24 protein-coding genes and 1 tRNA gene are annotated in these 26,568 nt (G+C 42.5%); 5 read left to right on the top strand and 20 right to left on the bottom strand.

What is annotated here, in order from left to right; genetic code table 11:
- Positions 1-15 precede the first annotated feature (15 nt).
- Positions 16-1,668, top strand: coding sequence for a chaperonin GroL (locus A2621_00400; GenBank protein OFW89383.1), 1,653 nt, complete (start codon positions 16-18; stop codon positions 1,666-1,668).
- Between the two features lie 75 nt (positions 1,669-1,743).
- Here A2621_00400 and A2621_00395 read toward each other — a convergent pair whose 3' ends face one another.
- The 9 genes from A2621_00395 to A2621_00355 all read right to left on the bottom strand — a co-directional run bounded on the left by A2621_00395 (position 1,744) and on the right by A2621_00355 (position 8,099).
- A complete protein-coding gene (locus A2621_00395; protein ID OFW89382.1) occupies positions 1,744-2,064 on the bottom strand; it encodes a hypothetical protein in 321 nt (106 codons plus the stop codon).
- Positions 2,065-2,128: 64 nt separating this feature from the next.
- Positions 2,129-2,734: a hypothetical protein gene (locus A2621_00390; GenBank protein OFW89381.1), complete on the bottom strand. Its 606-nt coding sequence runs from the start codon at positions 2,732-2,734 to the stop codon at positions 2,129-2,131.
- A gap of 61 nt (positions 2,735-2,795) precedes the next feature.
- The gene (locus A2621_00385) at positions 2,796-3,350 is read right to left on the bottom strand and encodes a hypothetical protein (GenBank protein OFW89380.1); all 555 of its coding nucleotides are present in this window, start codon (positions 3,348-3,350) and stop codon (positions 2,796-2,798) included.
- 19 nt (positions 3,351-3,369) lie between these two features.
- Positions 3,370-3,443 (bottom strand) — tRNA-Gln (locus A2621_00380).
- 100 nt (positions 3,444-3,543) lie between these two features.
- Positions 3,544-4,545 (bottom strand): hypothetical protein, encoded by a 1,002-nt coding sequence (locus A2621_00375; protein OFW89379.1) that lies wholly within the window; start codon positions 4,543-4,545, stop codon positions 3,544-3,546.
- A gap of 113 nt (positions 4,546-4,658) precedes the next feature.
- The gene (locus A2621_00370) at positions 4,659-6,149 is read right to left on the bottom strand and encodes an AAA family ATPase (GenBank protein ID OFW89378.1); all 1,491 of its coding nucleotides are present in this window, start codon (positions 6,147-6,149) and stop codon (positions 4,659-4,661) included.
- A complete protein-coding gene (locus A2621_00365) occupies positions 6,149-6,889 on the bottom strand; it encodes a hypothetical protein (GenBank protein ID OFW89377.1) in 741 nt (246 codons plus the stop codon). Before A2621_00365 ends, A2621_00370 begins: the two co-directional genes overlap by 1 nt.
- Before the next feature lie 3 nt (positions 6,890-6,892).
- Positions 6,893-7,261 carry a hypothetical protein gene (locus tag A2621_00360; GenBank protein OFW89376.1) on the bottom strand — a complete coding sequence of 123 codons (369 nt, stop codon included), beginning with the start codon at positions 7,259-7,261 and terminating at the stop codon, positions 6,893-6,895.
- Positions 7,251-8,099: a 16S rRNA (cytidine(1402)-2'-O)-methyltransferase gene (locus A2621_00355; protein ID OFW90091.1), complete on the bottom strand. Its 849-nt coding sequence runs from the start codon at positions 8,097-8,099 to the stop codon at positions 7,251-7,253. Before A2621_00355 ends, A2621_00360 begins: the two co-directional genes overlap by 11 nt.
- A 265-nt stretch (positions 8,100-8,364) precedes the next feature.
- Between A2621_00355 and A2621_00350 the strand changes: the two genes are divergently transcribed.
- The gene (locus tag A2621_00350) at positions 8,365-9,615 is read left to right on the top strand and encodes a hypothetical protein (protein OFW89375.1); all 1,251 of its coding nucleotides are present in this window, start codon (positions 8,365-8,367) and stop codon (positions 9,613-9,615) included.
- Here the strand turns inward: A2621_00350 and A2621_00345 are convergent.
- The 11 genes from A2621_00345 to A2621_00295 all read right to left on the bottom strand — a co-directional run bounded on the left by A2621_00345 (position 9,605) and on the right by A2621_00295 (position 23,569).
- Positions 9,605-10,423: a putrescine ABC transporter permease PotI gene (locus A2621_00345; protein OFW89374.1), complete on the bottom strand. Its 819-nt coding sequence runs from the start codon at positions 10,421-10,423 to the stop codon at positions 9,605-9,607. The two genes, A2621_00350 and A2621_00345, sit on opposite strands and share 11 nt — an antisense overlap.
- A complete protein-coding gene (locus A2621_00340) occupies positions 10,420-11,343 on the bottom strand; it encodes a putrescine ABC transporter permease PotH (protein OFW89373.1) in 924 nt (307 codons plus the stop codon). The genes A2621_00345 and A2621_00340 overlap by 4 nt, the downstream gene beginning before the upstream one ends.
- Before the next feature lie 15 nt (positions 11,344-11,358).
- The gene (locus tag A2621_00335) at positions 11,359-12,507 is read right to left on the bottom strand and encodes an ABC transporter ATP-binding protein (protein ID OFW89372.1); all 1,149 of its coding nucleotides are present in this window, start codon (positions 12,505-12,507) and stop codon (positions 11,359-11,361) included.
- A 116-nt stretch (positions 12,508-12,623) separates the two neighbouring features.
- Positions 12,624-13,709, bottom strand: coding sequence for a 6-phosphofructokinase (locus tag A2621_00330; protein OFW89371.1), 1,086 nt, complete (start codon positions 13,707-13,709; stop codon positions 12,624-12,626).
- A 5-nt stretch (positions 13,710-13,714) separates the two neighbouring features.
- Positions 13,715-14,170, bottom strand: a complete 456-nt coding sequence (locus A2621_00325) for a signal peptidase II (protein OFW89370.1) — start codon at positions 14,168-14,170, stop codon at positions 13,715-13,717.
- A complete protein-coding gene (locus A2621_00320) occupies positions 14,170-16,953 on the bottom strand; it encodes an isoleucine--tRNA ligase (protein ID OFW89369.1) in 2,784 nt (927 codons plus the stop codon). Before A2621_00320 ends, A2621_00325 begins: the two co-directional genes overlap by 1 nt.
- Positions 16,954-17,032: 79 nt before the next feature.
- Complete coding sequence (locus tag A2621_00315; protein ID OFW89368.1) at positions 17,033-19,771, bottom strand: DNA gyrase subunit A; 2,739 nt, start codon at positions 19,769-19,771, stop codon at positions 17,033-17,035.
- A 21-nt stretch (positions 19,772-19,792) separates the two neighbouring features.
- The gene (locus A2621_00310; protein OFW89367.1) at positions 19,793-20,245 is read right to left on the bottom strand and encodes a single-stranded DNA-binding protein; all 453 of its coding nucleotides are present in this window, start codon (positions 20,243-20,245) and stop codon (positions 19,793-19,795) included.
- A 125-nt stretch (positions 20,246-20,370) separates the two neighbouring features.
- A complete protein-coding gene (locus tag A2621_00305; GenBank protein OFW89366.1) occupies positions 20,371-20,973 on the bottom strand; it encodes a hypothetical protein in 603 nt (200 codons plus the stop codon).
- Between the two features lie 62 nt (positions 20,974-21,035).
- Positions 21,036-21,584, bottom strand: a complete 549-nt coding sequence (locus tag A2621_00300) for a hypothetical protein (protein OFW89365.1) — start codon at positions 21,582-21,584, stop codon at positions 21,036-21,038.
- A gap of 68 nt (positions 21,585-21,652) precedes the next feature.
- Positions 21,653-23,569, bottom strand: coding sequence for an asparagine synthase (glutamine-hydrolyzing) (locus A2621_00295; protein ID OFW89364.1), 1,917 nt, complete (start codon positions 23,567-23,569; stop codon positions 21,653-21,655).
- Between the two features lie 97 nt (positions 23,570-23,666).
- Here A2621_00295 and A2621_00290 point away from each other — a divergent pair, with 97 nt between their 5' ends.
- The 3 genes from A2621_00290 (at position 23,667) to A2621_00280 (ending at position 26,533) form a co-directional block, all read left to right on the top strand.
- Positions 23,667-24,485 carry a hypothetical protein gene (locus A2621_00290; GenBank protein OFW89363.1) on the top strand — a complete coding sequence of 273 codons (819 nt, stop codon included), beginning with the start codon at positions 23,667-23,669 and terminating at the stop codon, positions 24,483-24,485.
- Positions 24,486-24,487: 2 nt separating this feature from the next.
- Entirely contained in the window at positions 24,488-25,237 is a 750-nt protein-coding gene (locus A2621_00285; protein OFW89362.1) for a hypothetical protein, read from the top strand.
- A gap of 63 nt (positions 25,238-25,300) precedes the next feature.
- A complete protein-coding gene (locus A2621_00280) occupies positions 25,301-26,533 on the top strand; it encodes a histidine--tRNA ligase (protein ID OFW89361.1) in 1,233 nt (410 codons plus the stop codon).
- The last annotated feature ends 35 nt before the right edge of the window (positions 26,534-26,568 follow it).

Here is a 26,568-nt window from a genome sequence, read left to right as displayed (position 1 = left end):
AAAGGAGATCATAGAATGAGTGCGAAAGAAGTAAAGTTTTCTACGGAAGCTCGGAATAAATTGTTAAAGGGGCTTGATACCTTGGCGGATGCTGTAAAGGTTACTCTTGGTCCTAAAGGACGAAATGTTATTTTGGAAAAATCGTTTGGAGCGCCCCGCATTACAAAAGATGGAGTTTCTGTTGCCAAAGAAATCACATTGGCTGATAGATTCGAGAACATGGGTGCCCAGATGATTAAAGAAGTCGCCAGCAAAACAAATGATGTGGCAGGGGATGGTACCACCACAGCGACTGTGTTGGCTCAAGCCATTGCACGGGAAGGCATTAAGTCAGTGACCGCTGGCATGAATCCTATGGATTTGAAGCGCGGGGTTGACATGGCGGTTTTGGCGGTGGTGGAAAGTATCCAGAAACGCTCGAAGAATGTGACAACAAGTGCAGAAATTGCGCAGGTTGCGACTATTTCTGCCAATGGTGAACAAGAGATTGGTGGCATGATTGCCAAGGCTATGGATAGAGTTGGGAAAGAAGGCGTCATCACTATTGAAGAAGCAAAGTCTATGGAGACAGAGCTTGAGGTGGTGGAAGGGATGCAGTTTGATCGGGGTTATTTGTCTCCCTATTTTGTAACCAACCCAGAAAAAATGACCTGTGAGTTGGATGATCCTTTCATTCTGATTCATGACAAAAAGATCTCTAGTCTTCAGCCAATGTTGCCTATTCTTGAACGGGTTGCCCAGTCTGGTCGTGCCCTATTAATTGTTGCTGAAGAGGTTGACGGAGAAGCTCTCGCCACACTTGTGGTGAACAAGTTGCGGGGTGGTTTGAAAGTATCTGCCATTAAGGCGCCTGGATTTGGTGATCGTCGGAAGGCGATGTTAGAAGATTTGGCGATCTTAACAGGAGGTCAATTGATCTCTGAGGAAATTGGTAGCAAGCTTGAAAATGTGAGCATTGAAATGCTAGGGAATGCTAAGCGTGTGGTCATCACAAAGGAAAATACAACCTTTGTTAATGGTGGTGGTAATAAGAAGGAAATCGACGCGCGTTGCAAAGAAATCAAATCACAGCTTGATGAATCCACGTCCGACTATGACCGTGAAAAACTTCAAGAACGTCTTGCCAAACTTTCAGGGGGTGTCGCCGTGATTCGTGTGGGTGGAGCAACGGAGATTGAAGTGAAAGAACGCAAGGACCGTGTGGAAGATGCTTTGAATGCTACACGAGCAGCTGTTCTGGAAGGAATCGTGGCAGGGGGTGGTGTGGCATTGCTTCATGCGTCAACGTCGGCTTTGTCAGGATTAAAACCTGTGAATGAAGACCAAAAGGTAGGTATAGAAATCGTACGCCGTGCGATTCAGGCTCCAACCCGTCAGATTGTTTATAATGCAGGGGAAGAAGCCTCCATTGTTGTGGGTAAAATATTGGAATCAAAGAATCCTGACTATGGATACAATGCCCAAACCAATGAATTTGGGGACATGTTCAAGTTTGGCGTCATTGACCCCACCAAAGTGGTGCGTACAGCGTTGCAAGATGCTGCATCTGTGGCAGGGTTGTTGATTACCACCGAAGCCATGGTCGCTGAGAAACCAGAACCTCAGAGTTCTAAGCCTGCCATGCCAGACATGGGTGGGATGGGCGGCATGGGGGGAATGGGCTTCTAAATCCGTTCTCTTGAGTCTGCTCAACAAAAAAGCCAGGATCTTCTCCTGGCTTTTTTCATGAATCTTTTTCTTTTTTTAATTAGGATTTGAGAGGTCTGAGTCTAGTATTGTATCAAGACTTTTTTTAGGTTCTCCGGACTTTAAATTGTTGTTGATGATAAAAGGGGTACGCTCTGCGGGCGTTAGCGCTCGTAGTTGTTTGATATTTTCATCCGACCATCCCAATTCTTCTAATGCCGTTCTTAACTGTAGTTCTGTTGCTTGAAAAGTTCCATCTGTACTCATTAAAAGAACATTATCTCCACTGTACAGGTCTGCCATTGAAAGAGAGGGGATCAGGCCAAGCGTTGCTACAAAGAGGGACACAAAAAGTTTTTTCATATTAAAAATCTCCATTCATTAATTTTTCATAGTAGAGGGGTTCTAAATGTTGAACAAGAAAAAAATATCCTTAAAATCTTTAAGGCTCTAATTTAAAGCGAACGCCAAGCAGGAAAAAATTCGACCCTGTTCCATTTGGGGCCATAAGGCCAAACATGTGACAACGATGATGCCAGCGGAAGAAAATTTCCGTATCTTTCCTTGGCAAAGGAGTGGCTGCTTCTAGGAAAAAATAGTTTAAAAGACGTCGCGGTTTTGCCTGATGGCTTTCTAGTTTAGGAACAGACCCTACCAAAAGAGAAAGACCATCCCCTATCGTAAAATTCAAAGGAACTTTTTCAGCATTAAATACGTTGGATGCTTTGATGAGCAGAGCCATCGTAATTTCTTGGCACGTTTGTGCCTTGAAATGCTGGATAAGTTGGCCCTCTACATTGAATTGGGTGGAGGGGGTTATATTAACTAAGTCTTTTTGGGCAGACACCCCAACCATGCCTGATTTAAAATGTATTTTACCTTCCATGATCTGTTGGATATTATCATCCGTTCCGATCCCTCCAAAGACACCAATATTATTCACCATTTCTTCTTGGGTTTTTGGTATGTCGTCCACACTTTCTGCTTGAGTTTTTACTGCAAGAAAAAGGGCACATAACAATAAAATAATATATTTATTTATTTTCATTATTGGAACCGCTCTTTGGGTTTGATGTCGAGAAAAAACCAACAATAGCCCTGAGCTTCTTTCATAAAAACTTATCTTTCAGATATCGTTCCGAAAGATTAGCCGTTAGGATGGAAAAGGCAATATAAATCGGAATCTCCCACAAAAAAGGATACAAACCAAATTGAATTGCTTTTTCAAACCCGATGAAGGTTGAGAGCCAAGCAATGCCTACCGTGTACAAAAAAACGTTCCCGGAAAGGCACCCAAGAATTCGATAGAGGAGATGCCCTGAAGCTTGTCTCATCAAACTTGTGATCAGAGCGAGGGGCAAAAACCCGCCTACGATGTATCCTCCGCGTGTGCCGATAAGATGGGGGATCCCACTCGTGAAATTGGAGAGAACAGGAAGGCCCACAGCCGCTTCTATCAGATAGGTTGTGACGATGCTGACAGTCATGTGAGGGGAACAAAGAAGACCAATGATCATCAAAGCTGCAGGCTGCATAGTCATGGGGACAGGATAGAAAGGAATGGAAATCTGGGCGCTCGCGGCAATAAAGAAACTGCCTAATAATACTTTTGTGGCATAAACAAGAGCATGGTTTTTGTTGGATCTTTCAACAAGAATAGACATTTTCAACCTCCAAGGCTATTGGCTGGGGGACAAGGATTCGAACCTTGGCTGCTCGAGTCAGAGTCGAGAGTTCTACCACTAAACTATCCCCCACCGGGTTCATAACAAAACACCGACACGGTAAGTGAAAACCACGTCGGCGTCAAGTTTTTGAAATGTTAGCAGTGTTCACAGAAGAGAGAGAAATTATCTCTTAAGCGTCTGTGACTGTAGCTGCAGCAGTTATTGCTAGGTCTATAGCTCTATAGAGAGGATTCTCTCCCCTTAATGTATTGTAAGCCGATAATATTACACCTGTGGCTGGGAGGAAGCTCCCAGGGATTCTGCGCCCTCCATTGGATATTTCTTCGCTAGTGCGTCTCTCATAGGCTGGAACAAATTCTGCAAAGCATCCTTTTAAAAATGTATGCGTCTCTGGGGTAGTCTCTTCCCCAAAAAGAGGAATACTGACAAGAAGCTGGGGGCTATGATCACTTTTAAGAGACACAGTCCCTGTAGTTGGATTAAATACCGGATTATAAGGGGTTTTAGGGTCGTCTGCCTTTGAGAGGAGAAGGGTAAGTTGGACAAGTTTAGCAGTAATAATACCGTATTTTTTTGTATCTCCATTAATGTCCTTCATCCACCGATTTATCATCACACCACCGAGTGCTACGGAATCATCCGTAAGCGTGGAAGATTTTTCATTCCAGAGATACCAGAGAGCATTGGCAATAGTTACACCGCTGGGAAGAGTAAGTTGCCCAGTGCTCGGATCAAATATCATGCCAGCTATAGTTGTCCCTTTTTCTATGCCACTCGCAATCTGATGGAGTTGTTTAGCCTCGCTGGAATTTGGATCTAAGTTGAGAGCCACTATTTGTAAGATAGGCAGTAAGTCATTCCGAAGAATGGGGAGAATGGCATTCACTCCTTCACTAGTTTTTTTCCAACAACTAAGGAATTTACCCCAACATCCAGCTTGGGGAGCATCGTCTGTGGGGTGTGTGACAGAAGAGATGGGAGTGGGAGCGGCGGAGGGTTGAACAGCAGCGGCGGAGGGTTGAACAGCGACGATATCTGATTCGGAAACAATCAGGCGAACGAGGGCCGGCTGAATGGCTGCTCCCTCATCGGGTGCCCCATAACTTGAGAGTGTCCCTAAGGCAAAAGCTGACAATAAACCAACAGATAGAAGTTTCTTGAAATTTAGCATGGTAACCTCCTGTATTAAAGATCATCTCATGATGGAATACAAACTGTAAAAACACAATAAATAACATAACAGCTTTTCTAGAGAGTTATGGGGAATAAGGAAAATAATGACTCTTAAAATTGATGACGGTACGATAAAGCCTCAGCCATATGGGGGCGTTCTGTCTGAGAATTCTGGGCTAAATCGGCAATGGTACGGGCAACCTTTAAAATCCTGTAATAACTTCGGGCGGAGAGTTTGAATTTTTCTGCTGCAGCCACCAACAATATTTTGCTTTCCGCCGTCAGTTGGCACATTTCCTCCAGTTGCGTGCCGGAAAGGCGGCTATTTAAGAGACCATTATTGCGATGCTTTTGAATCTGACGGGCTTCTCCCACTCGTTCTTTGATCGTGTGACTCGACTCTCCCTCTCTGAGCTTCACCAGTTCTTGGGGAGGAACAGCAGGCAGAGATAAATGAAGATCAATGCGATCCAACAAAGGGCCCGAAATTTTCTTTTGATAATCTTTGCCGCAGAGAGGCGCGCGACGGCATCCCCGCTCTATATCTCCCAAGTATCCGCAAGGGCACGGGTTCATGGCAGCGACCAGTTGAATGTCTGAGGGATAAGCAATGTGAGCGTTAACTCGGGACACAACTACTTTTCCAGATTCGAGAGGTTGACGCAGAGACTCAAGCGCGCTACGAGAAAATTCTGGTAGTTCATCAAGGAACAGGACTCCCTTATGAGCCAGGGAAATTTCACCAGGTCTTGCTTTATGCCCTCCCCCGACGAGAGAGGCGAGGGAGGCAGAGTGATGAGGGTCACGGAAGGGGCGCTGTTGCAATAGCCGACCTTCAGGCAGCAGGCCGGCCACACTGTAAATCATGCTGAGTTCCAACGCTTCAGCGGGTTCTAAGTCGGGCAAAATAGTAGGCAAGCGATTAGCCAACATGGATTTGCCTGCGCCGGGAGGTCCTGACATCAGTAGATTGTGCCCGCCTGCGGCGGCAATTTCTAGCGCGCGACGAGCGGTGTGTTGGCCTCTCACTTCTTTAAAATCAATGAGTTTTGGGTAAGGAGTCGCTACTTTAGGGGTTGGAGGGGCAATAACTTGATTGCCCTTGAAAAAATTAACAAGAGACAAAAGAGAAGAGGCGGGAATGATATCTAGATTTGTGATCCAAGCAGCCTCTGATCCACACATGGCTGGGCAAATAAATCGTCTTTTTTTAAGATAGCTTTGAAAGGCAGCGGGTAGAATTCCAGGTACCGCTAATAAGGTTCCGTCCAGCGACACTTCACCCACGGCGGTGTATTCCATGAGTTCGTCTTTTTTCAGAATTCTCATGGCTGCTAGTACGCCTAAGGCAATAGGGAGATCATAATGGGAACCTTCTTTTTGAACACTAGCAGGCGCCAGATTGACGGTGATTTTTTGGGCCGGAAGAGCTAATCCCATGGCATGCAGCGCATTGCGAATTCGTTCTCGAGATTCAGCCACGGCTTTATCGGGAAGTCCCACAATGGAAAAGGCAGGAAGACCATTGGTCATTTGAACCTGAACTTCAATATCAATGACTTCTATGCCCTGAAAAGAAACCGTCCAGATTTTAGAAACCATTAGTCACCTTTTGTTTTTGGAGCCTCTTTTTTTTGATCCGTTGTTGCCCAAAGGGTATTTTGTTTTTCTGATTGAATAATTTTTTTGTGCTCTATTTGCTTGGCAGCTAAGGGAGAGGGGTTTTTGCGTTCATTAAAAATTTTACGTCGACGTACCTCATAGGCATCCATAAGGCGTACATAACTGACCACTTTTTTCACATGCTTTGTGGTACGGACGGTATAAATAACTTCGTTTAATTCTTTTTGATCCTTAGCGATCCCCGTTAAATAAACCACCCCTCTTGAGACAATAATTTCATAATTGCGTGACCCCACTTCTTTATTGAAGAATAACAGGGCATGCAATTTGGTAGAGATCCACTTGTCTTGTGTATATTCTAGGAGGGTGCGGGGGTCTTCAATGGTGATTTCATTCATCACTGTTTTAACTCCAGGTACTTGCCAAGAGAGGCGAATGGCATCTTCTTGCATCCGCTTATTTTTTACGTGCCCTGTTAAAAGAACACGACCTTCATACACATTCACATCTACTTTGTAGTGTAGGAGATGGTCATGTTCAAAAAGAACAACATTAATGCGCGTTTTAATTTCTTGATCGGTAACGTAGTTTCCGAGCCCTCTTTCTTGAGAGGCTGTATCCAAGCTCGCAACCCCAGAGGAGAACATGGACAAAGGAGAGCACCCTTTTAGAAACAAAGAAAAAATAAGACAGAAAGGATAGATATATTTTTTATGCACGTTTTATTCATTCCATAGGATGTTTTTAAGATGTACCGGAAAGGAGCCTGGCTTGACAAGTAAAACATCAAAACGACATTTTTTTACAGACGGATTTCTTTGAAGATAGTAAAGCGCAGCCGTGTGTAGCCGAGACTTTTGTTTAGGGGTAAGGGCGTACGCTGCCTCTGACAAAGTGGCGCGGGCTTTGACCTCTACAAAAACGATATGGTCTAAAGTTTCGGTGATGAGGTCAATTTCTCCGCCAGGGGTTTTATATCGTTTTTCTAAAATGCGATGGCCTTTAAGGCGTAAAACAAGGGCTCCCCACTCTTCAGCCCATAGGCCTTTTTTGTAAGATAACGTTCCCCTTTGTGACTTGTCAGTCTTCATTTTTGATCTTCAACAGGTCTTGATAAATACTGTTTTTGGATTGTCCGAATAGGTGAGAAAGAATATCAGCCGTATCTTTCACACTCATTTTTTCTAACATCTTTTTGCAAAGATCTCGATTTAGGGGAGGATGCTCTTGAGACCCAGTCTGGCCTTGGAGAACTAAAACAAGTTCTCCTTTAGGGGGGCCTTTCTGAGTATAGTGGGTGAGAAGCTCGCTTACCTTTCCTCGATGAACGGCTTCAAACTTTTTGGTAAGCTCACGCGTAACCGCCAAAAGTCGGTCCTCAAAAAATTCATTTAAATCTAATAGTGTTTTCAGAAGCTTCGGTCCTGTCTCATAAAAAATGAGAGAGGCTGGAAGGCAGGACAGCATCCTTAGTTTTTCGCGCCGATCTTTATCTTTTAAGGGTAAAAAACCTCCAAAATAAAATTGGTCAGGGGGAAGGCCTGAAATAACCAGACCGTGAATGAGAGCGCAGGCTCCTGGTACCAGGGTTACAGGAATGTTTTCTTCATAACAGTCTACCACCACTTTGTACCCAGGGTCTGAAATCAGAGGGGTGCCAGCATCCGAGAGAAGCGCCACAGATTGGCCTTCTTTTAATCTCTTCAAAATATGGTGACGTTCGGAGGCATTGCTGTGATCATGATACGCATGTAAAGAGGCCTGAATGCCATACACCTTTAACAGATGATTGGAAACGCGCGTATCTTCGCAAAAAATCACATCCACATTCCTCAGGGTATGCAGAGCCCTAAGGGTAATGTCTCCTAGGTTTCCAATGGGTGTCGCGACAAGGTAAAGAGTTCCCTGCTGAACGTCCGCGAAATGGATTCGGGATGTATTTTGATCTGGTTCGACTGGATAGAGTAAATGCATCATTTCTTCTTTTCTCGAGACGGTATCAAAATATTGTATAATTCACAATGACTAAGTGGTTTTATAATTGACTCCTCCCCCCCAAACACGATAGCCTAGTGTGCCCATTAAAAGAGAGAACATGAATCCGGAATATTTAACTAAATATCGATCTGGCAGTGTCAAAGAAGTCTTTTCTTTAGCTTTGCCGTTAATGATTTCCATCATGTCAGGGAACATCATGTTCTTTACAGATAGATGGTTACTCTCTTTATATTCTTTGGATGGAATGAATGCCGTTTCTGTTGTTAACTCCATTGTGGCGGTTTTTCAGTTTGCTCCTCTATCCATTACGAGTATTTCAGAAGTCTTTGTTGGGCAATTTAATGGGGCTGGCCGTTATAAAGAAATGGGCAAACCTGTTTGGCAAATGTTATGGCTAAGCATGGCATTAGCCATTTTTTATATTCCAATCGCCTATTTTGGTGCGGATCATATTTGTCCTTATTATAAAGAAGAGGGAACAGCTTATTTTCAATGGATGATGGGAACGGCCTATCTTATGCCCATGATCGGGGCACTGTCCGGGTTTTATGCTGGACGAGGTCAGGTAAAAATGCTGACAATTTCAGCCATTATTTCCAACGTTGTGAATGGGGGGTTGGCCACGTTATTTATTTTTGGGTTTTGGTTTGTGCCGGCCATGGGGACAAAAGGTGCCGCTTTTGCCACTATTTGTGCGCAAGTTCTGAACGCTGGTATTTTGTTTACCGTGTTTTTAAAACCTTCTTTCCGTAAGCATTATCGTACCCACCATTTTAAATTGGATAAAAAACTTTTTTTAGATTGTATCAAAATAGGACTTCCGAATGGCATGAGTCATACGGTAGAGTTTGCCTCATGGAGCATTCTTGTAAACTGTGCTGCTGCTTTGGGATCTGCTTATATAACCATTAGTGCCATTAGTTCCAGCTTTTTTGTTCTTTTCTTGTTTTTAGTTGAAGGTCTTCAAAAATCGGTGATGGCTATTTCTTCTAACCTAATTGGAGCTCAACAAAGCGATAAAATTTCAAAAGTATTGCGTTCGGGGCTAAAGATGCACCTCATTACCAGCAGCATCATATTTATTCCCTTAGTTCTTTTTTCAGATAAACTCGTTCCCCTTTTTGTCCATGATCCCCATGTGGCAGCGAGTCTCATGACACCCATACGTTGGTCTCTCTTTTTTGTATGGGCGTTTCTTGCCTTAGACGGTATGAATTGGGTTTTTTGTGGCATCTTAACAGCTGCAGGAGATACAAAATTTATTCTAAGGGCAAACACCTTTAACATTGTGTTCTTTTCTTTTTTGCCAACTTATTATTTTGTTATTATGCAGAAAGGATCTCCTGTTTTGTTATGGGGACTTGGTGTCCCCTATGCCTTAGCAGGGCTCGCTATCTTTACATGGCGATATCTTAGTAATATTTGGAAGAAACAAACTATCGAATAAGGGGGCGTTCAAAGACCTTTTTCTGCCGAGAGTGTAAAAGATAAACAATAATTAAGGAGAGAAAAACCAGTAAAACAATTAATGTCGCCAAGGCATTAATTTGAGGAGAGATTCCAAATTTCACACTGGAATAAATAATCATGGGGAGCGTGGTTGCATCTGGTCCTCCTACAAAACTAGAAACAATGAGATCGTCCATAGATAAGACAAATGACAAGAACCATCCTGAAATAAGAGACGGTGCCAAAATAGGCAGAGTAATTTTAAAAAAAGCTTTTAAAGGTCGGGCACCTAAATCCATGGCAGCGTCCACAAGAGAGTGATCGAAATGGAGGAGTTGGGCGTGAACGATAGCGCATACATATGAAATCGCCATCGTAGTATGGGCAAGCGTAATGGTGGATATTGTCCCCGCTCTGGGCCAACCTATAAAAGATTCTAGATTAAAAAATAACAGTAAAAAAGCGAGACCCATAATAATTTCTGGCATAACCAGGGGAGCTGTTACCAGGATTTGAAAGAGAGATTTTCCTTTAAACTGTGTGAACTTCACTAAAATTAAGGCAGAAATGGTGCCGAGAATGGTGGATAAGGTGGCACAGGTAAAAGCGATCTGCAGGCTTATCCATGTGGATTTCAACATCTGTTCGTTAGAAAAAAGTTGCGCATACCATTTAAAGGAAAATCCCGTCCAAATGCTGATTTGTTTAGAAGAATTAAAAGAAAAGGCAATCAAGATGACGATGGGGGTATAGAGAAAAACATACCCTAAAATTAAAGAAACAAACCCTAGTTTTGATTTTTTCATCCGCGGTACCGTTCATTCATTTTTTGAACTAAAACGATGGGAAGAACCATGAACAAAACCATAAGCATGGCCACAGAGGCAGCCATAGGCCAATCTCGATTATTAAAAAACTCGGTCCAGATGACTTTTCCAAGAACGTAACTTTCCGAGCTTCCCAAAAGTTCTGGAATGACGAATTCTCCCACGCACGGGATAAACACCAAAAAACATCCTGCAATAATTCCACCTTTTGAGAGAGGGAGAGTGATTTTGAGAAAAGCTTTTAAAGGAGTGCATCCAAGATCAGCCGCTGCTTCTAAGAGAGAGATATCAAATTTACTAAGGGCGGCATAGAGAGGCAAAATCATAAAAGGAAGATAACAATAAACCATTCCTAAACACACTGAAAATCCTGTGCCTAGAAGAGTCAAAGGCGTATCGACAAGACCAAGCCATACTAGAAGGCTGTTGATTAATCCTTCTCTGGATAAAAGACCAATCCATGCATAGACTCGGAGCAGAAAGGATGTCCAAAAAGGCAGCAACACGAGAAACAAAAGGAAAGTTTGCGTTCTTGGTTCAGCGCGTGCAATGGTATAAGCCATAGGGTATCCGAGCAATAGACATAGAACGGTAGAAATTGAGGCAAATTTCAAAGATTGAATAAACGCATATTGATATAAGCTATCTTCAAATAAAATTTTATAATTTTCAAAATGGAGATGAATCTTTAAACTGAGATGATCAGTCCATTCCCATATGTTTTTATAGGGAGGAACGCCCAATACGGACTCAGAAAGGCTGATGTTGAAAATAATAAAAAGAGGGACTAAGAAAAAAAGAAGAAGCCACACATAAGGAAATCCGATGAGTACTTTTCTGCCCCACATTTTTTCGGTAAGGAGCTGGGAAAAATGGTTAGAGAGCTTCTTCCAGTGCATTGTGCGCCTATCTGCTTATGTACTTAAAATAATAACGTTACTAGGTTTCCAAGAAACATATATTTTTTCATCCCAGGTAATCCCAGAGGTTTCTTGCCGCTTCACATTTGGAATGGTGACCAAAAGAATTTTTTTGGAAGGACGGATTTCAATATAGTAAATGGACACATCTCCCAAATACGCAATGTTTCTGACAATCCCCTGAGCCCAATTAAAATCTCCTTTGGGTTTTGATTTTTGAACACTTATTTTTTCGGGTCGGATCGCAAGGGTCGTTTGAGACCCAACAGCAAGTCCTCCCCCGTAACTAATTCTGATTTTTGTTTTAAAGGAGTCTGTTCTTAGGATAGTTTCTTCATGGCTTTCTTCAATAATAATACCTTTAAAAATATTTGTGGATCCAATAAAGTCCGCAACATATTCGCTGTTGGGAAATTCATAAATTTCATTAGGGGTTCCCACTTGTCGCGTGCGTCCTTCTTCCATAACCCCCAGTCGTGTTGACATGGTCATGGCTTCTTCCTGATCATGGGTTACCATAATGAAGGTGATTCCAATTTTTTCTTGAATATTAACAAGCTCAAATTGTGTATGTTCTCGCAGCTTTTTATCTAAAGCAGCAAGGGGCTCATCTAGAAGAACAAGTTTTGGTTTTTTGATGATGCATCTGGCAAGAGCGGTTCGTTGGCGTTGTCCCCCCGAGAGTTCATGAGGCCCACGGTCCGCATATTTTTCTAATTTAACGAGTTCCAACATTTCAGCAACGCGCGTTTTTATTGTTTTTCGGCATAGTTTTTCTTGTTTTAAACCAAAGGCAATATTCTCTGCCACTGTCATATGGGGGAAAAGAGCATAAGACTGGAACATCATATTCACAGGGCGTTGATAAGCAGGGAGATGTGTAACATCTACACCATTAATAAATACCGCACCTGAGTCAGGTGTTTCAAGGCCTGCTAGAATACGCAAGAGAGTACTTTTCCCACATCCAGAGGGACCTAATAGAGAGAAGAATTCTCCTTTATAAATATTCAGGGATATTTGATTCAGGGCTGGAATTCCTAGGTAAGACTTACTAATTTCTTGAATAGAAATATAAGGTTTTTTGCTTGGATCGTGCCAAGCTTCCAAGTGGATAAACTTTTCAAGTGCTTTCTTTACCATCTTTTCACTATGAGGGATTAAGTTGAAGACAACAACAGAAAATATTAGCGTGAGAGAGCGTTATCAGCTGGATTTAAGAAGTACATTGTGTCAACAAGAGATCAAATACTCTTCTATTAGTCCCCCAAACAAATCCCTAATCCTCGGGCAGTTTTAATCATGGTGCCGCTCAGATCTACGCCTTGATAAGAACTAATGGCTTCTAAAATATCCACATCCATCACTTGCCGATTTTGCCAAGCAACCATTCTGTTAAATTTTCCTTGAGCCACCAATTCTACGGCGTGAACACCAAAAGCTGAGGCTAAAAGTCGGTCTTGAGCGATGGGTTGCCCCCCTCGTTGGACATGGCCCAGAACAGTTACCCGGGCATTAATGCCCATGGTTCTATCTATTTCTTGTAGCAAGTGAGTACCAATGCCTCCATAGCGTTTAGAGCCATCTTGGTACTTGATCATAAAAGGAGATCCATCTTGAGATCGTGCGGCCTCAGAAACAACGATCAAGGCAAACCCTCTGCCCGATTTCATAATACCTTCTACTTTTTTGCGAATTGCCTTAAAATCAAAGGGAATCTCGGGAATGAGGATAATATCTGCCCCTCCTGCAATTCCTGAGTTCAGGGCAATATGGCCTGCGTCTCGTCCCATCACTTCTAGAATCATGACGCGATCATGGCTGGCGGCTGTGGGCTGTAACCGGTCGAGGGCTTCTGTGGCCACGCTCACGGCGGTCTCAAATCCGAGGGCTTCAGTTAATCCAATATCATTGTCAATTGTTTTAGGAATGCCGACCAGATTGATTTTACCGCGGGCAGCAATTTCATGCATAATTTTGAAACTACCATCTCCACCTGTAACAATCAGTGCATCAAGATTGAGAGAATGATAATTTTTGATCATTTCTTGACTGCGATCAATTACCGTTCCATCGGGCATTGCATAAGCAAGAGGATCTCCTTTCGTGGTTGTGCCTAAAATGGTTCCTCCTAGGCGTAAGAGAACATGATTAATTCCATGAAATTCAACATCTAATTCTTGGTACTCAAGGGGATTGGTCAAGAGACCATGGCCTCCTCGTTTGATGCCAATCACATCCCACCCATGCTTGATTTTTGCACAATGTACGACAGCTCGAATGGTGGCATTTAGCCCTGCACAGTCACCGCCGCTTGTTAAAATTCCGACTCTTTTTGTCACAATGTCCTCTATCTCTTACTTTTTATATTATTCCACAATAACAATAGAACGCCCAAAAAAATAAAACTATCTGCCACATTAAAGGCGGGCCAATGATATGATTCAAGGTGAAAATCTAGAAAATCTACAACACCTTGTCGAAAGAATCGATCAAATAGATTTCCTAAAGCACCTCCTAGAACCAAGCTTAAAGAAAAAATAACATTTTTATTTTTTTCGTTCCATATCCAATAACCTAGATAACCACAGAGAACAATCACGACTCCTGTTATTGCATAAAATAGGAGAGCAGATGTATGGTTGAACATGCCAAAACTCATCCCCCTATTCTTAGTGAACACGATGTTGAAAAAAGAAGTTATTTGGAAAGGCAAAGCAGAAGAAAGAGAACAAACGGTATATTTTGTCAGTTGATCTAGGGCACAAATGAAAAGGATAATGGAGAGGGTGAGCAGACGTGACATTAGGAAGCTCTTTCTTTTATAGCATCTCGGCACCGATAACAGAGACAGGAGAGATTATCTTCTGTTGTGACCTCAGGCAAGACTTTCCAGCAGCGGACACATTTTTCACCCAGGGCTTCTGTAATAATAACCCCAATATTTTCCACATCTTCTAATGTATAAGACTGGTCCGGAATGGTTTCTTTTTTTACGTCTGCAACAGACGTGATACAAAAATCAGCCAAAGGTGTGCTTTTTAATAAATCAAAAAAAGCAGTATCTTCTGTAAAAATAGTGACGGCAGCTTGAAGACTAGATCTTACTTGGCCAGAGGTTCTCTTTTCTTCAATAGCGCCAGTAACCACGCGTCGTATGTTTCTCATCAGCTTGTATTTTGCTCCTAAATGAGGGGCATGCCATGCGGTCGGTAAGGATTCGAATGTGTGTAGAAAAACACTGTCTTCTGGAAAGTACGTCGACCATGCTTCTTCACTGGTGAAGGTTAAAATAGGGGCAAGCCATTTGCACAAACGTGTGAACGTATAATGAAGAATGGTTTGCACCGATAAACGTCTTTGATCTGTGAGGGCATCACAATAAAGAACATCTTTTCGAATATCAAAATAGAAGGCCGAAAGATCGTTCACACAAAAGGTATAGAGGTTTGTAAAGATGCCGTGAAACTCGTAACATTCAATATCTTGGGTTATTTGAGTATCAAGCTCGCTCAGGCGATGGAGCACCCATTGCTCTAGCTCAGGAAGGTGAGAATGATCCACTGCTTTTTCAGTTGAAAACCCAACGAGATTTCCTAATAAAAAGCGCAACGTGTTTCTGAGTTTGCGATAAACATCCATTTGTCGATTGAGGATATCATCCCCGATACGTAAATCATTAAAATAATCAGAGTTTACAACCCAAAGACGCAGAATATCTACCCCATTTTTTTCCACAACGTCAGCGAGATTGGCGGCGTTTCCTTTGGATTTAGAAAATTTGTATCCTTGTTCATCCAATAAATATCCGTGTGTCAATACGGCTTTGTAAGGAGCAGATCCTCTGGTGGCAACGCTATGTAAAAGAGAGGACTGGAACCATCCACGGTGTTGATCAACGCCTTCTAAATAAAGATCTGCCGGCCATCTAAGGTCAGAGCTCTTTCCAAGAACAAAGGCATGAGACGTGCCGCTTTCAAACCAAACGTCCAAGATATCGGTGACTTGTTCGAAATCATTGGCATTATACTTAGACCCTAAAAATTCCTGGGCGGGTCTCTCAAACCAAATGTCTGCTCCGTGAGAAAGCACGGCTTGGTAGATCCGTTCGTTTACTTCAGGATCTTTCAAAGGGGCCCCTGTTTTTTTTGAAACAAAAACAGCGATGGGAACGCCCCAGCTCCGTTGACGAGAGAGACACCAATCAGGACGATTTTTTACCATGGATTCAATCTGATTTTTCCCTTGAGACGGATACCATTTTACTTGATTGATACTCTCCAAAGCCTTTTCACGGAACTGGTTGTGGTCCATGGAAATAAACCACTGGGCTGTTGCCCGATAAATGAGGGGAGCTTTGGATCGCCATGAATGGGGGTAGCTGTGAAGAATTTTTGTATCATATAAAAGATTGCTGTCGTTTTTCAGGCTTTCAATGATGATATCGTTGGCCTTAAAAATATGTTGTCCATGTACGAGAGGAACATGGTCATAGTACACGCCGTCCGGCCCTACTAATTCAGGAACTTCTAGGGCATACTGTTTGCCTAGATCAAAGTCTTCCACACCATGACTTGGGGCCGTGTGCACAAGACCCGTTCCTTGGTTAAGAGTGACATGCTCACCTGGCAAGAAAGGAACTTTGAAATCATACCCTTGCTTGTGGAGGGGGTGATACGCTTCTAAGCCCTTAAGATCAGTTCCTCTCATTGTTCTTAAAACCGAAAGTTCAAGCCCTGTTTCCTGTTGGAGTTGGGGGATAAGCTCCTGAGCCATTAGAAATTTAGGGGTGTTGGGTGCTTGCACAAGAGCATAGATTGCATCTTCTTGATACGCAATGGCTCGGTTTGCTGGCAATGTCCAGGGGGTTGTTGTCCAGATAAGTGCAGACACAGTGTCTTCCCTGCCCGTTATTTTATTGGAGACCAGAGGAAATAGGACATAAAGGGAAGAAGATGTTTTGTCTTTATATTCAATCTCTGCTTCCGCGAGGGCGGTTTTTTCTACCACTGACCATTGGACAGGTTTCAGGCCTTTATAAAGATACCCACTCATCAAGACAGCGTGAAGTTCTTTTACGATTTCTGCTTCCGCTTCGTGCGTCATAGTCAAGTAGGGATGATCCCAGTCTCCCAGAACGCCCAATCGTTTAAATTCTTCTTTCTGGATGTTGACCCATTTTTGGGCAAAGGTTCGACATTCTTCACGGAACTCAAGAACGGGAACTACATCTTTATCTTTCTTTTGGGCACGGTAGGATTCTTCCACTTTCCATTCGATGGGAAGCCCATGACAATCCCAGCCGGGTATATAAGGAACTCTCTTTCCTTGAAACCGTTTGTACTTCATCACAATATCTTTAAGAATCTTGTTGAGCGCATGTCCCATATGAAGATGGCCATTGGCATAGGGAGGTCCATCATGCAAGATAAAAAGATCTCGTCCTTTGCTTTGCTTCTCAATTTTTTGAAAAATGTTTGTTTTTTCCCATTCTCCCAGAATAGATCTCTCTAGTTCAGGCAGATTTGCCCGCATAGAAAAGGAAGTTTGAGGAAGAAAAACCGTATCTTTATATTTACTGTCTGTCATAGAGTCCAGGGGTTTAAAAACAAAACGTCGCTCTTTTTATAAGGGCAGCTTGAAAAAAAGGCAAATTTTAGTTGAATTTTTACGCGTCTGGGATAAAGATGATGTCCGGATTTTCTTCGTCGATCAACGCGTCCGTTTCGTCTTCATCAAAGATACGCTCTGTAGAGATTACCTTTTCGTCTCCTGCCAGACGGAATACCCTCACCCCTTGGGTACGGCGACCGGCGATTCGAATTTCTGAGACGCGCGAGCGAATCATTTGTCCTTTGTCTGTGATGAGCATCAGATGGTCTGTGTCTGTCACAGGGAAACACGCCACGATCATGCCTGTCTTATCGGTCAGATCCATGTTGGTGATACCCTGGCCTCCCCGTCCTGTCAAACGATACTCATAAGAGGAGGTGCGTTTACCCATTCCTTTTTCAGAAATGGTGAGTAAAAATTCTTCCTGGGCCGCCATCTCTTGGAATCTTTCTTCACTGAGACGAATGTCGTGAGAGAGGGAGGCAGTGACCTCAACAGCAGTATCCGTATCCGTTCCCAGTTCCTGGCGCAAGGCTCTGGATTGGCGGATGTACAGATCTCGCTCTTCTGTTGAGAAAGATCCATGATTTAAAATACACATGGAAACCACATAATCATTTTTCTGTAACCGAATACCCCGTACTCCGGTAGAGTTTCGGCTTGCAAACTCACGCACATTGGTACTGCGGAAGCGGATGCACTTTCCGGAATAGCTGGATAGCAAGATATCTTGATTTGCCTCACACGTAGCAACAGAGACAAGATATTCGCCTTCTTCTTCCAGCTTCATGGCAATTTTTCCATTGGCCCGAATGTTCAAGAAGTCACTGAGCTTGTTTTTCCGTATGTTGCCTTTCGAAGTAGCAAAGACGATTTGCAAGTTTTCCCATTGGGCTTCATCGGCCGATAAGGGCATGATGGTGGAAATTTTTTCATCCTTCTCAAGGGGCAGAATATTAATCAATGCTTTGCCCTTGGATGTGGCTGTTGCAATGGGTAAGCGATAAACTTTTAAGACGTACGCTTTTCCAAGAGATGAGAAAAATAAAATAGGGGTATGGGTGTTGGCAACAAAAAGCTGTTCCACGAAATCCTCGTCCCGAGTTTGCATGCCAGATCGGCCTCGACCCCCGCGTTTTTGAGCACGATAGGTAGAAAGAGGAACGCGCTTAATGTAACCCGTATGACTGACGGTTACCACCATATCTTCTTTCTGGATAAGATGTTCAATGTCTGTGGTGATTTCCCCTTCAATAATTTCAGAGCGACGAGGGGTTGCAAATTTTTGCTTAATAGTCGACAGTTCTTCTTTAAGGATTCTGAGAACTTCTGACCGGTTGGAGAGAATGAAAATATAGCGTTCAATCTCTTTTACAAGCTCAGACAATTCTTCGATGATTTTATCGCGCTCTAATCCAGTGAGGCGGTGCAGGCGTAGATCAAGAATAGATTTGGCTTGTTTTTCTGAAAGCTGGTAGGTTGCTTTCTCGGCCTCCCCTTTTTTGGGGACTTCTATCAATTGAATGACAGGTCCCATGGTTTTCACGGGCCAATCCCGGGACATCAATGCTTCTTTTGCGACGTTGGGATCATTCGCTTGGCGGATTAATTCAATAATGTCATCAATATTGGCAACCGCCAAGGCAAGCCCCACAAATACATGTCCTTTTTCCCGTGCTTTTTCGAGATCAAAACGAGCCCGACGGACAATCACTTCTTCGCGGAATTTTACGAAAGCGACAATCATTTGCTTCAGGTTCATCAAGAGAGGACGTCCTCCATCCAGAGCCAACATGTTGGCTCCGAAAGAATCCTGAAGAGGGGTATACTTATGGAGTTGATTGAGGATAACATTGGCATCCACATCACGCTTCAACTCTACCACCATTCGGACGCCTTCGCGGTTTGATTCATCTCGCAAATCAGATATACCTTCGATAGTTTTGTCGTTCACAAGTTCAGCGATACGCTCCATGAGCCGTGATTTGTTGGATTGATAGGGGACTTCTGTAAATATAATAGCTTCTTTATCTTTGCCGGCCTGTTCAAAATGAGATTTAGCTCGCATCAGGATGGATCCATTCCCTGTTTGATACGCCTTGTAAATGCCTTCTTGACCAATGATTTGAGCGCCCGTTGGAAAGTCAGGACCTGGAATATATTGGATAAGTTCTTCGATCGTAATCTCAGGATTATCAACGTAGGCACAGCATCCATCAATCACTTCTCCCAGGTTATGGGGCGGGATATTGGTGGCCATTCCAACGGCAATTCCGCCGGCGCCGTTTACCAGTAGGTTTGGGAACTGGGCTGGCAACACAACAGGCTCGACGGTGCTTTCATCATAGTTTGGTTGGAAATCAACGGTGCCTTTATCGATGTCTTCGATAAGATAATGAGCAGGATGGGAAAGTCGAGCTTCGGTATACCTCATGGCAGCGGCAGGATCTCCGTCCATGGATCCAAAGTTTCCTTGTCCATCTACCAGCGGAACACGAAGAGAAAAAGCCTGGGCCATACGCACCATGGCATTATAGATGGCCAAATCTCCATGAGGGTGATATTTTCCCATCACATCCCCTACCACACGAGCTGATTTACGATAAGGCCGATTATAATCGAGCCCGCTTTCTTTCATAGAATAGAGAATACGTCTGTGAACAGGTTTAAGACCATCACGCACATCTGGCAAGGCTCGACTTATGATAACACTCATCGCGTAATCAAGATAAGATCGTTTCATCTCTTCTTCGAGATTAACCTGAGAAATAGTCGCTAATTCTTTTTCTGACATAATTGTCTATGTTATAAGCAGCTAAAAAGGGATATCATCGTCCAGATCTGCTAGAGCATGTTCTGGTTCTTGATTTTTTTCTATGCTACTGGAGACAGAAATGGATTCAGTCCCCTGAGAGCCTCTGGTATCCAAGAGAGTCAATTCCCCCTTGAATTTAGACAAAACAATTTCCGTTACATACCGGTCTTGCCCATTTGTATCTGTCCATTTACGGGTCTGAAGCTGTCCTTCTAGGTAAACCTTTGATCCTTTTTTAGTATATTTTTCAATAATTTCTGCCAGTTTATCGTTAAACACAACTACACGATGCCATTCTGTGCGATCTTTGCGTTCGCCTGTTGTACGATCTTTCCATACCTCAGAAGTCGCGACAGAAAAGCTCGCAATTTTAGCGCCATCTGAAGAGTGTCGAATTTCTGGGTCTTTGCCCAAGTTGCCTACGAGAATGACTTTGTTAATACTTCCGGCCATTTGTTTTCCTTTGATTGACTCAACTAGGTTTTCATAATAAAGAATTTTTCTAGGAATCACAATGATAAGATGCCAAAAATGATATTAATAAAAAATTTTTTAAATTTATTCCAAACTTGGAGGGACTAACTTTTTTCTTTTTTAATTGTGATGGGGAAATTATTGAATATATAGCGACAGACAACCCACGTTTTTTTTCGGGTATGTTCTATGAAGAGAGGCCCGTTCGGAGGGAGGTGCTTGATTACTTTGTTTTTGGGAAGCTTTGGCAGAGCGGAACGTTTTTGTGATCGCCAAAGATTTCCTCGTCTATCCCCAAAAGTATGGCCAGCTGCAAGGGTATTATAAGTTTTGAAAGAAAGCTTGGGGCACCCCATTTCCTGTTGGGTTGGCTCTTCAGCATGTAAAGTGCGAGTATAAATAGTGAGCTGAGCAGCAGATGATGCAAGGGGAGGATCCCATTCTTGAGGCATTACATATCCACACTCGTAAACAGTACCTTTCGGGGATCCTTCAAAAACGGTCTCAGATTGTATATGGCAGGCGTTTTTCAGCAGATTCTTGCTTGAGTGATTTGGTGTTAAGCTCGGATTCTTTCCTGAGGAAATTTGACACAATTGAGACGAGGTTAGGGTGGGGCACTCATTTTCTGAGAAAGGGGGAAAAGAAAGTAAATGGCAGGAGTAGAGAAAAGTAAATAAGAAAGACCCAATTTTTAAATAACCCATCACGTCAGCCCCTCCTTTTTATGGTATAAAACCCTCTTAAAACAATCAACCCTATTCAAACATTACATTAAAGGGAATTTTTGTCGAATGAGAGGGATAGAAAAACCACGTAAATGATATATATCAATCTCCAATCTTTCTTTAGGGGAGATAAAATCAGGAGAATCTGTGGGAGGGACTCTCTGACTTTTTTTAAGAAGTCTTTTAACCTTATTAACCTGGAGAGTTCTCCACTTGATGTCATCAATGAGACGTCGTCCTTTCAATGTGAGATTTTCAAAATCACTATAAGTTAAACGAGGGCACATTACGTTTTTTGAAGAGACCAAGATCAAGCCCCATTTAGATAGTTGGGGATAGTCAATGCTTTCGGCCCATGGTGTAGGGACTTCATAATAACACCCTATCTTTTTGGTTGGCGCCTGGGGGGAAGATAAAACAAGAGAGTTTTGAGTACAGTTTTTTTTGAGTTTAATTTTAGTAAAATGGCCCAAGAGGAGGGAGTTTGGCTGTTTTAGGGCTGCACAAAGGTTTGGGGCAGGTTCACTCAGAACAAAAGAAATTTTGCCGACAAAAATAAAACATACGATGATAAATTTTTTTTTAAGCAAGTTGAAATTTATACGCTTCCCTTATAACTCCATCATAAACTTTTTAAGGGTTTTAGAAAAGAAGGAAATTAATGGTACGTGGTATTCCATTGGGCGTACATGAGGTAGCTCCATAAAACTTCGTGATGGTCGTTCTTATTAAAGAGGTGCTCTTTCCATAAATGTTGAATGTAGGGGAGGTGAATATTTTGGGGGGCTGTCGAATAAATTATATCTTCTCCCCATTTTTTAAGAGGACCTTTAAGCCATTCTGAGATAGGGATGGCAAAGCCTCTTTTGGGACCAGAGAACATATGTTGTGGAATCTTCTTTGCAAGAAGCTGTTTTAAAATCCACTTCGTTTCGCCTCTTTGTATTTTAAAATGTTCAGGAAGAGTCCAGCTTAATTCAACGAGCCTATGGTCAAGTAGCGGCACTCGAGCTTCGAGGCCGACGGCCATGCTAGCGCGGTCTACTTTAACCAAGATATCGTCTGGAAGGTACGTTTTCATGTCCCAATATTGCATGAATTCTATAAAAGAAAACCCTTGTAGAGGAGGAAAAGAGAGAGATGTTTTTAAATTAGAGATAAAAAGTTTTTCGAGGTCGATATTTTGGCTTACTAAACATTGATAGAAGTCTTTTTCAGAGTGAGCTTTTAAGATTCTAGATAATTTCTCGATTTTATTAGGAAGGCCGGCATGGGACAATTTTTGAGGAAGTATAGAAGTAAGGGTATTCAAAATATTGGTGGGGAGAACAGATAAGGTAGAGGCTCCTAGATATTTGACACTTCTCGGAAGATGTAAAAGAGTATTCCATAATTGATGGGCTATCTTATATCGAGTATATCCTCCGAACAACTCATCCCCTCCATCTCCCGAAAGCACAACCGTTACTTTTTTCTTTGCCAAAGCCGAAACAAGGTAAGTGGGGATTTGAGAAGAATCTGAAAAAGGTTCATCAAAAAAATCAGACAAATTGGGGATAGTGTCTAAGCATTTTTTTTCCGTTAAAATTTCTTCATGGTGGTTGGTTCCTAAAAAATTGGCTATTCGTTTTGCCTGGGGAGCTTCATTATACTCGGGTCGTTCAAAACCAATGGAAAAAGTCTGGATGGGGCGATTAGACAGAGACTGCATAAGTGCAGTTACGAGGGAGCTATCAATTCCCCCAGATAAAAAACAACCGACGGGGACATCGGATATCAAGATCCTTTTTACAGAATCTGTTAATAGGATTTCCAAATTTTTTAAAGTTGTGTCGATAGACTGTTTTGAGTGTCTTTGGGAGATGTTATGAGTTGCAATAGATTTTAAGTCCCAAAAACTTTCTTTTTTTATTGTTCGGGCAGAGTCTATTGTTAGAATGTGACCAGGCTCTAACTTGAAAATATCTTCGTAAATAGAGAAAGGGGAAGGCACATACTTATATTGAAAGTATAGATTTAAAGCGGCCGGGTTTTGTTTGGGATGCCAAGAAGGATGAGGGCGAAAGCTTTTGAGTTGAGATCCGAAAAACAAAGTATGGTTATGAATCCCCCAATACAAAGGTTTAATGCCCAGGCGATCTCGCACCAAATAAATCTTCCTGCCTCTTCTGTCCCACAGAGCAAAGGCGAACATACCAATAAATTTTTCTGTTGCTTTTTTAACACCATAAACCGCGCAAGCTTCTAAGATGACCTCGGTATCAGAATGGGTTTTAAAGACAATTCCTTTACCCTCAAGTTCTTTCCTTAATTCTTGGAAATTGTAAACTTCTCCATTATAGGACAGCACAAAACGACCACAGTGAGAATGCATGGGTTGGGAGGCTTTTGTTGAGAGGTCAATAATCGAAAGACGCCTGTGGCCTATTGTAATACCGGTTTCTTCATCAATCCAAATACCTTCCCCATCAGGACCCCTTGACTTAATTTCTAGGGCCATATTTTTGATGATCGTTTGCCGTTCTTTCGTGGAAAGAGGATTTTTAAAATCCCAGAAACCTGTTATACCACACACCCAAAAACTCTTTTCTGTTTGTTGAAACCGTACAATAGAAGAAGATACGCATACTCTTGTCAAGATTTTTAGGAGGTTTTATCAAGAAGAATGTTATTTGATTTTTTTCTTTTTTTTCTCTATCTTCAGACAAATGAAAATGTTTTTTCGAGATCTTGTCGAAACCTTTAAAATAGCCCCCGTTTGGTGGTATATGGCCTATCAGGATCTCATGAGTCGGTATCGGCGTACTACGTTGGGTCCTTGGTGGATTACTCTGGGCACAGGGATTGGTGTAGGTGCCATGGGGTTTGTTTGGGGCTCTGTTTTTAATATACCTTTGAATGATTTTTTTCCTTATATGACTGCGGGGTTTATTTTGTGGGGGTTTATTTCTTCGTGTGTACTAGAAGGGGCTCTTATATATACGACCCCTGGTGCCATGTTGCGCACAATCAAAATTCCTTTATTGACTTTCATATTTACTGGGATTCTTAGGAATTTATACACTTTGTTACATAATATAATCATTGTGGTGATTGTTTTTATGATCTTTCAAGTTAAAGTCTCTGTTATCACTCTTTTATTTGTTCCTGGGCTCTTTTTAGTGCTTATAACGGCCTTTTTATTAAGTGTTGTTTTAGGTATTTTGGGGGCTCGATTCAGAGATTTATCTTACACCATTTCCTCTCTTATGACCTTCCTTTTTATGCTAACGCCTGTTATGTGGAATCCTAAAATCTTAACGGGGAAAAAGGTTTTATTGGCATATGGAAATCCTTTTACTTATTTCCTTGCGATTGTAAGAGATCCTCTTCTCAATACGATACCAGACTCTTTTTATTATATAGGTGTATTTTCGATGATCACTGTTTTACTTGGGCTGGCGTCTTTCTTGTACGAGAGATATTCTCACCGTCTTGTGTATTGGGTGTGATCATGTCTGTCACTATTTCTTTAAAAAATATTTCTTTGCAGTTTCCGATTTTTAACGCTCATAAATTTTCTTTGCGCAATGTTCTTGTGAATAAACTGGGAGGTCAACTTGCAAAAGGAGATGGATCCCTGAAAATTGTGGAAGCCTTGAAAAATATCAACTTCGAAGCGCATGTAGGGGATCGCATTGGGTTGATCGGTCACAATGGATCGGGAAAGTCGACACTAATGCGTACCATCGCGGGAATTTATACACCAACTTCTGGCGCCCTGAAAGTGAAAGGGAGCATTTCTACCTTGTTCGGCACTTCCATTGGCAGCAATGAAGAAATGACGGGCGATGAAAACCTATTTCTGGGGGCTCTGATCTTTGGGCGAAGCTATAAAAAAGCAAAAGAGAGCATGAATAAGTTAAGAGAGTTTACCGAGTTGGGAGATTATCTGAATCTCCCTCTTCGTACCTATTCAGATGGCATGAAAGTGCGGGTGGGATTTGCAGTGGCTACCAATTTTGAACCGGATATTTTGTTGATTGATGAGATTTTTGGGGCTGGAGACAAAGATTTCGCCAAAAAATCTCAACAAAAAATTGAAGAGTTGATCGAAAAAAGCAATACGTTTTTATTTGCCTCTCACAGCGAGGATCTCATTACGCGATTTTGTAATAAAGCCATTCTCATGTCCCATGGAGAATTAAAAGCGTTTGGGGATGTGGAAAATGTCTTAAGAGCTTACCACCAAGAAAAATCTTAATTTCCTTGGCTCTCTTTTTCTTTTCCCTTATTCTAGGGGCAGTTAGTTTTAGCGGAGTTTACAATGAAAGCCTTTCGTGGCACGTATGATCAGTTACCAAGTGTGCGGCGCCAACATGCCTCTGTAGAGTCTTGTGCCCGTCGTGTGCTTTCTCTCTATCAATTTGAAGAAGTGTCCACCCCCATTTTCGAGTATCTTGATGTTTTTGTACGCACCTTGGGGGAAACGTCAGATGTGGTTACAAAAGAAATGTTTACGTTTAGGGATCGCCATGAGGATCTTTTAGCTTTGCGTCCAGAAGGAACGGCGGGGGTGATGCGAGCTGTGTTAACCAATCAATTGGTGCAATCCGTGCCCCTCAAATATTTCTATACGGGCCCTATGTTCCGGTATGAGCGCCCTCAAAAGGGACGTATGCGTCAGTTTCATCAGGTCGGGGTGGAGCACATAGGGGAGGCCCATCCCCTGGCCGATGCAGAATGTATTGCCATGGGGGCTCATTTTTTGAGAGAGCTGAATTTGTCAGGAACCATTGAGCTCGAGGTTAATACCTTAGGGGATGAGGGGAGTCGGCAAAAATATCGCCACGCTTTGGTAAACTATTTTTCTCTCTATGAACAAGATTTGTCTCCAGACTCTAAAGAACGTCTTCAGAAAAACCCTCTCAGAATTTTAGATTCTAAAGATGAGATGGATCAGAGGATTGTGCAGGATGCTCCTAAGATCCAGGCATTTTTAACCCCTGAAGCAGAAAAGTTTTTTGAATCCGTTCTACGTGGATTGGAAGCTTTGAAGGTACCTTTTCAAGTGAATCCTAGATTGGTGCGAGGATTGGATTACTATGGCCATACCGCTTTTGAATTTAGGACATCTTCCCTGGGGGCCCAAAATACAGTACTGGCTGGAGGTAGATACGATGGTCTTTCCGTACAAATGGGAGGCCCGCGTCTTCCCTCTGTGGGCTGGTCTGCGGGCATAGAGAGACTGGTACTTTTATTATCAAAAGAGTTACGGGCCTTAAGGCCCGTTGCGTTGATTCCGCTCGGGGAAGCCGCTGAAAATAAAGTATGGACTCTTGCCCAAAAATTAAGGAAAGAAAATATTCCCACCCAGTTGGCTTATGACGGAAGTTTAAAATCTCGTATGAAAAAAGCAAATCGAGCAGGGGCATCACATGCCCTTATTTTGGGGGAAGAAGAGCTACAAAATGATCAAGCAACTCTTAAGGATCTAGACTTGGGAACTCAGAAAACAATTGAAATGTCCCAGCTCTTAAGCTATCTAAAAGCGTTATAATGGCAACGGGAACTGTCAAGACTTTTTAGCTCACG

Source organism: Alphaproteobacteria bacterium RIFCSPHIGHO2_01_FULL_41_14 (genome assembly GCA_001767855.1).
In the GTDB taxonomy this organism is placed as follows: domain Bacteria; phylum Pseudomonadota; class Alphaproteobacteria; order UBA7879; family UBA5542; genus 2-01-FULL-41-14.
The sequence above is the reverse complement of the archived record's forward strand: the minus strand, read 5'-3'. Positions and strand labels throughout refer to the sequence as shown.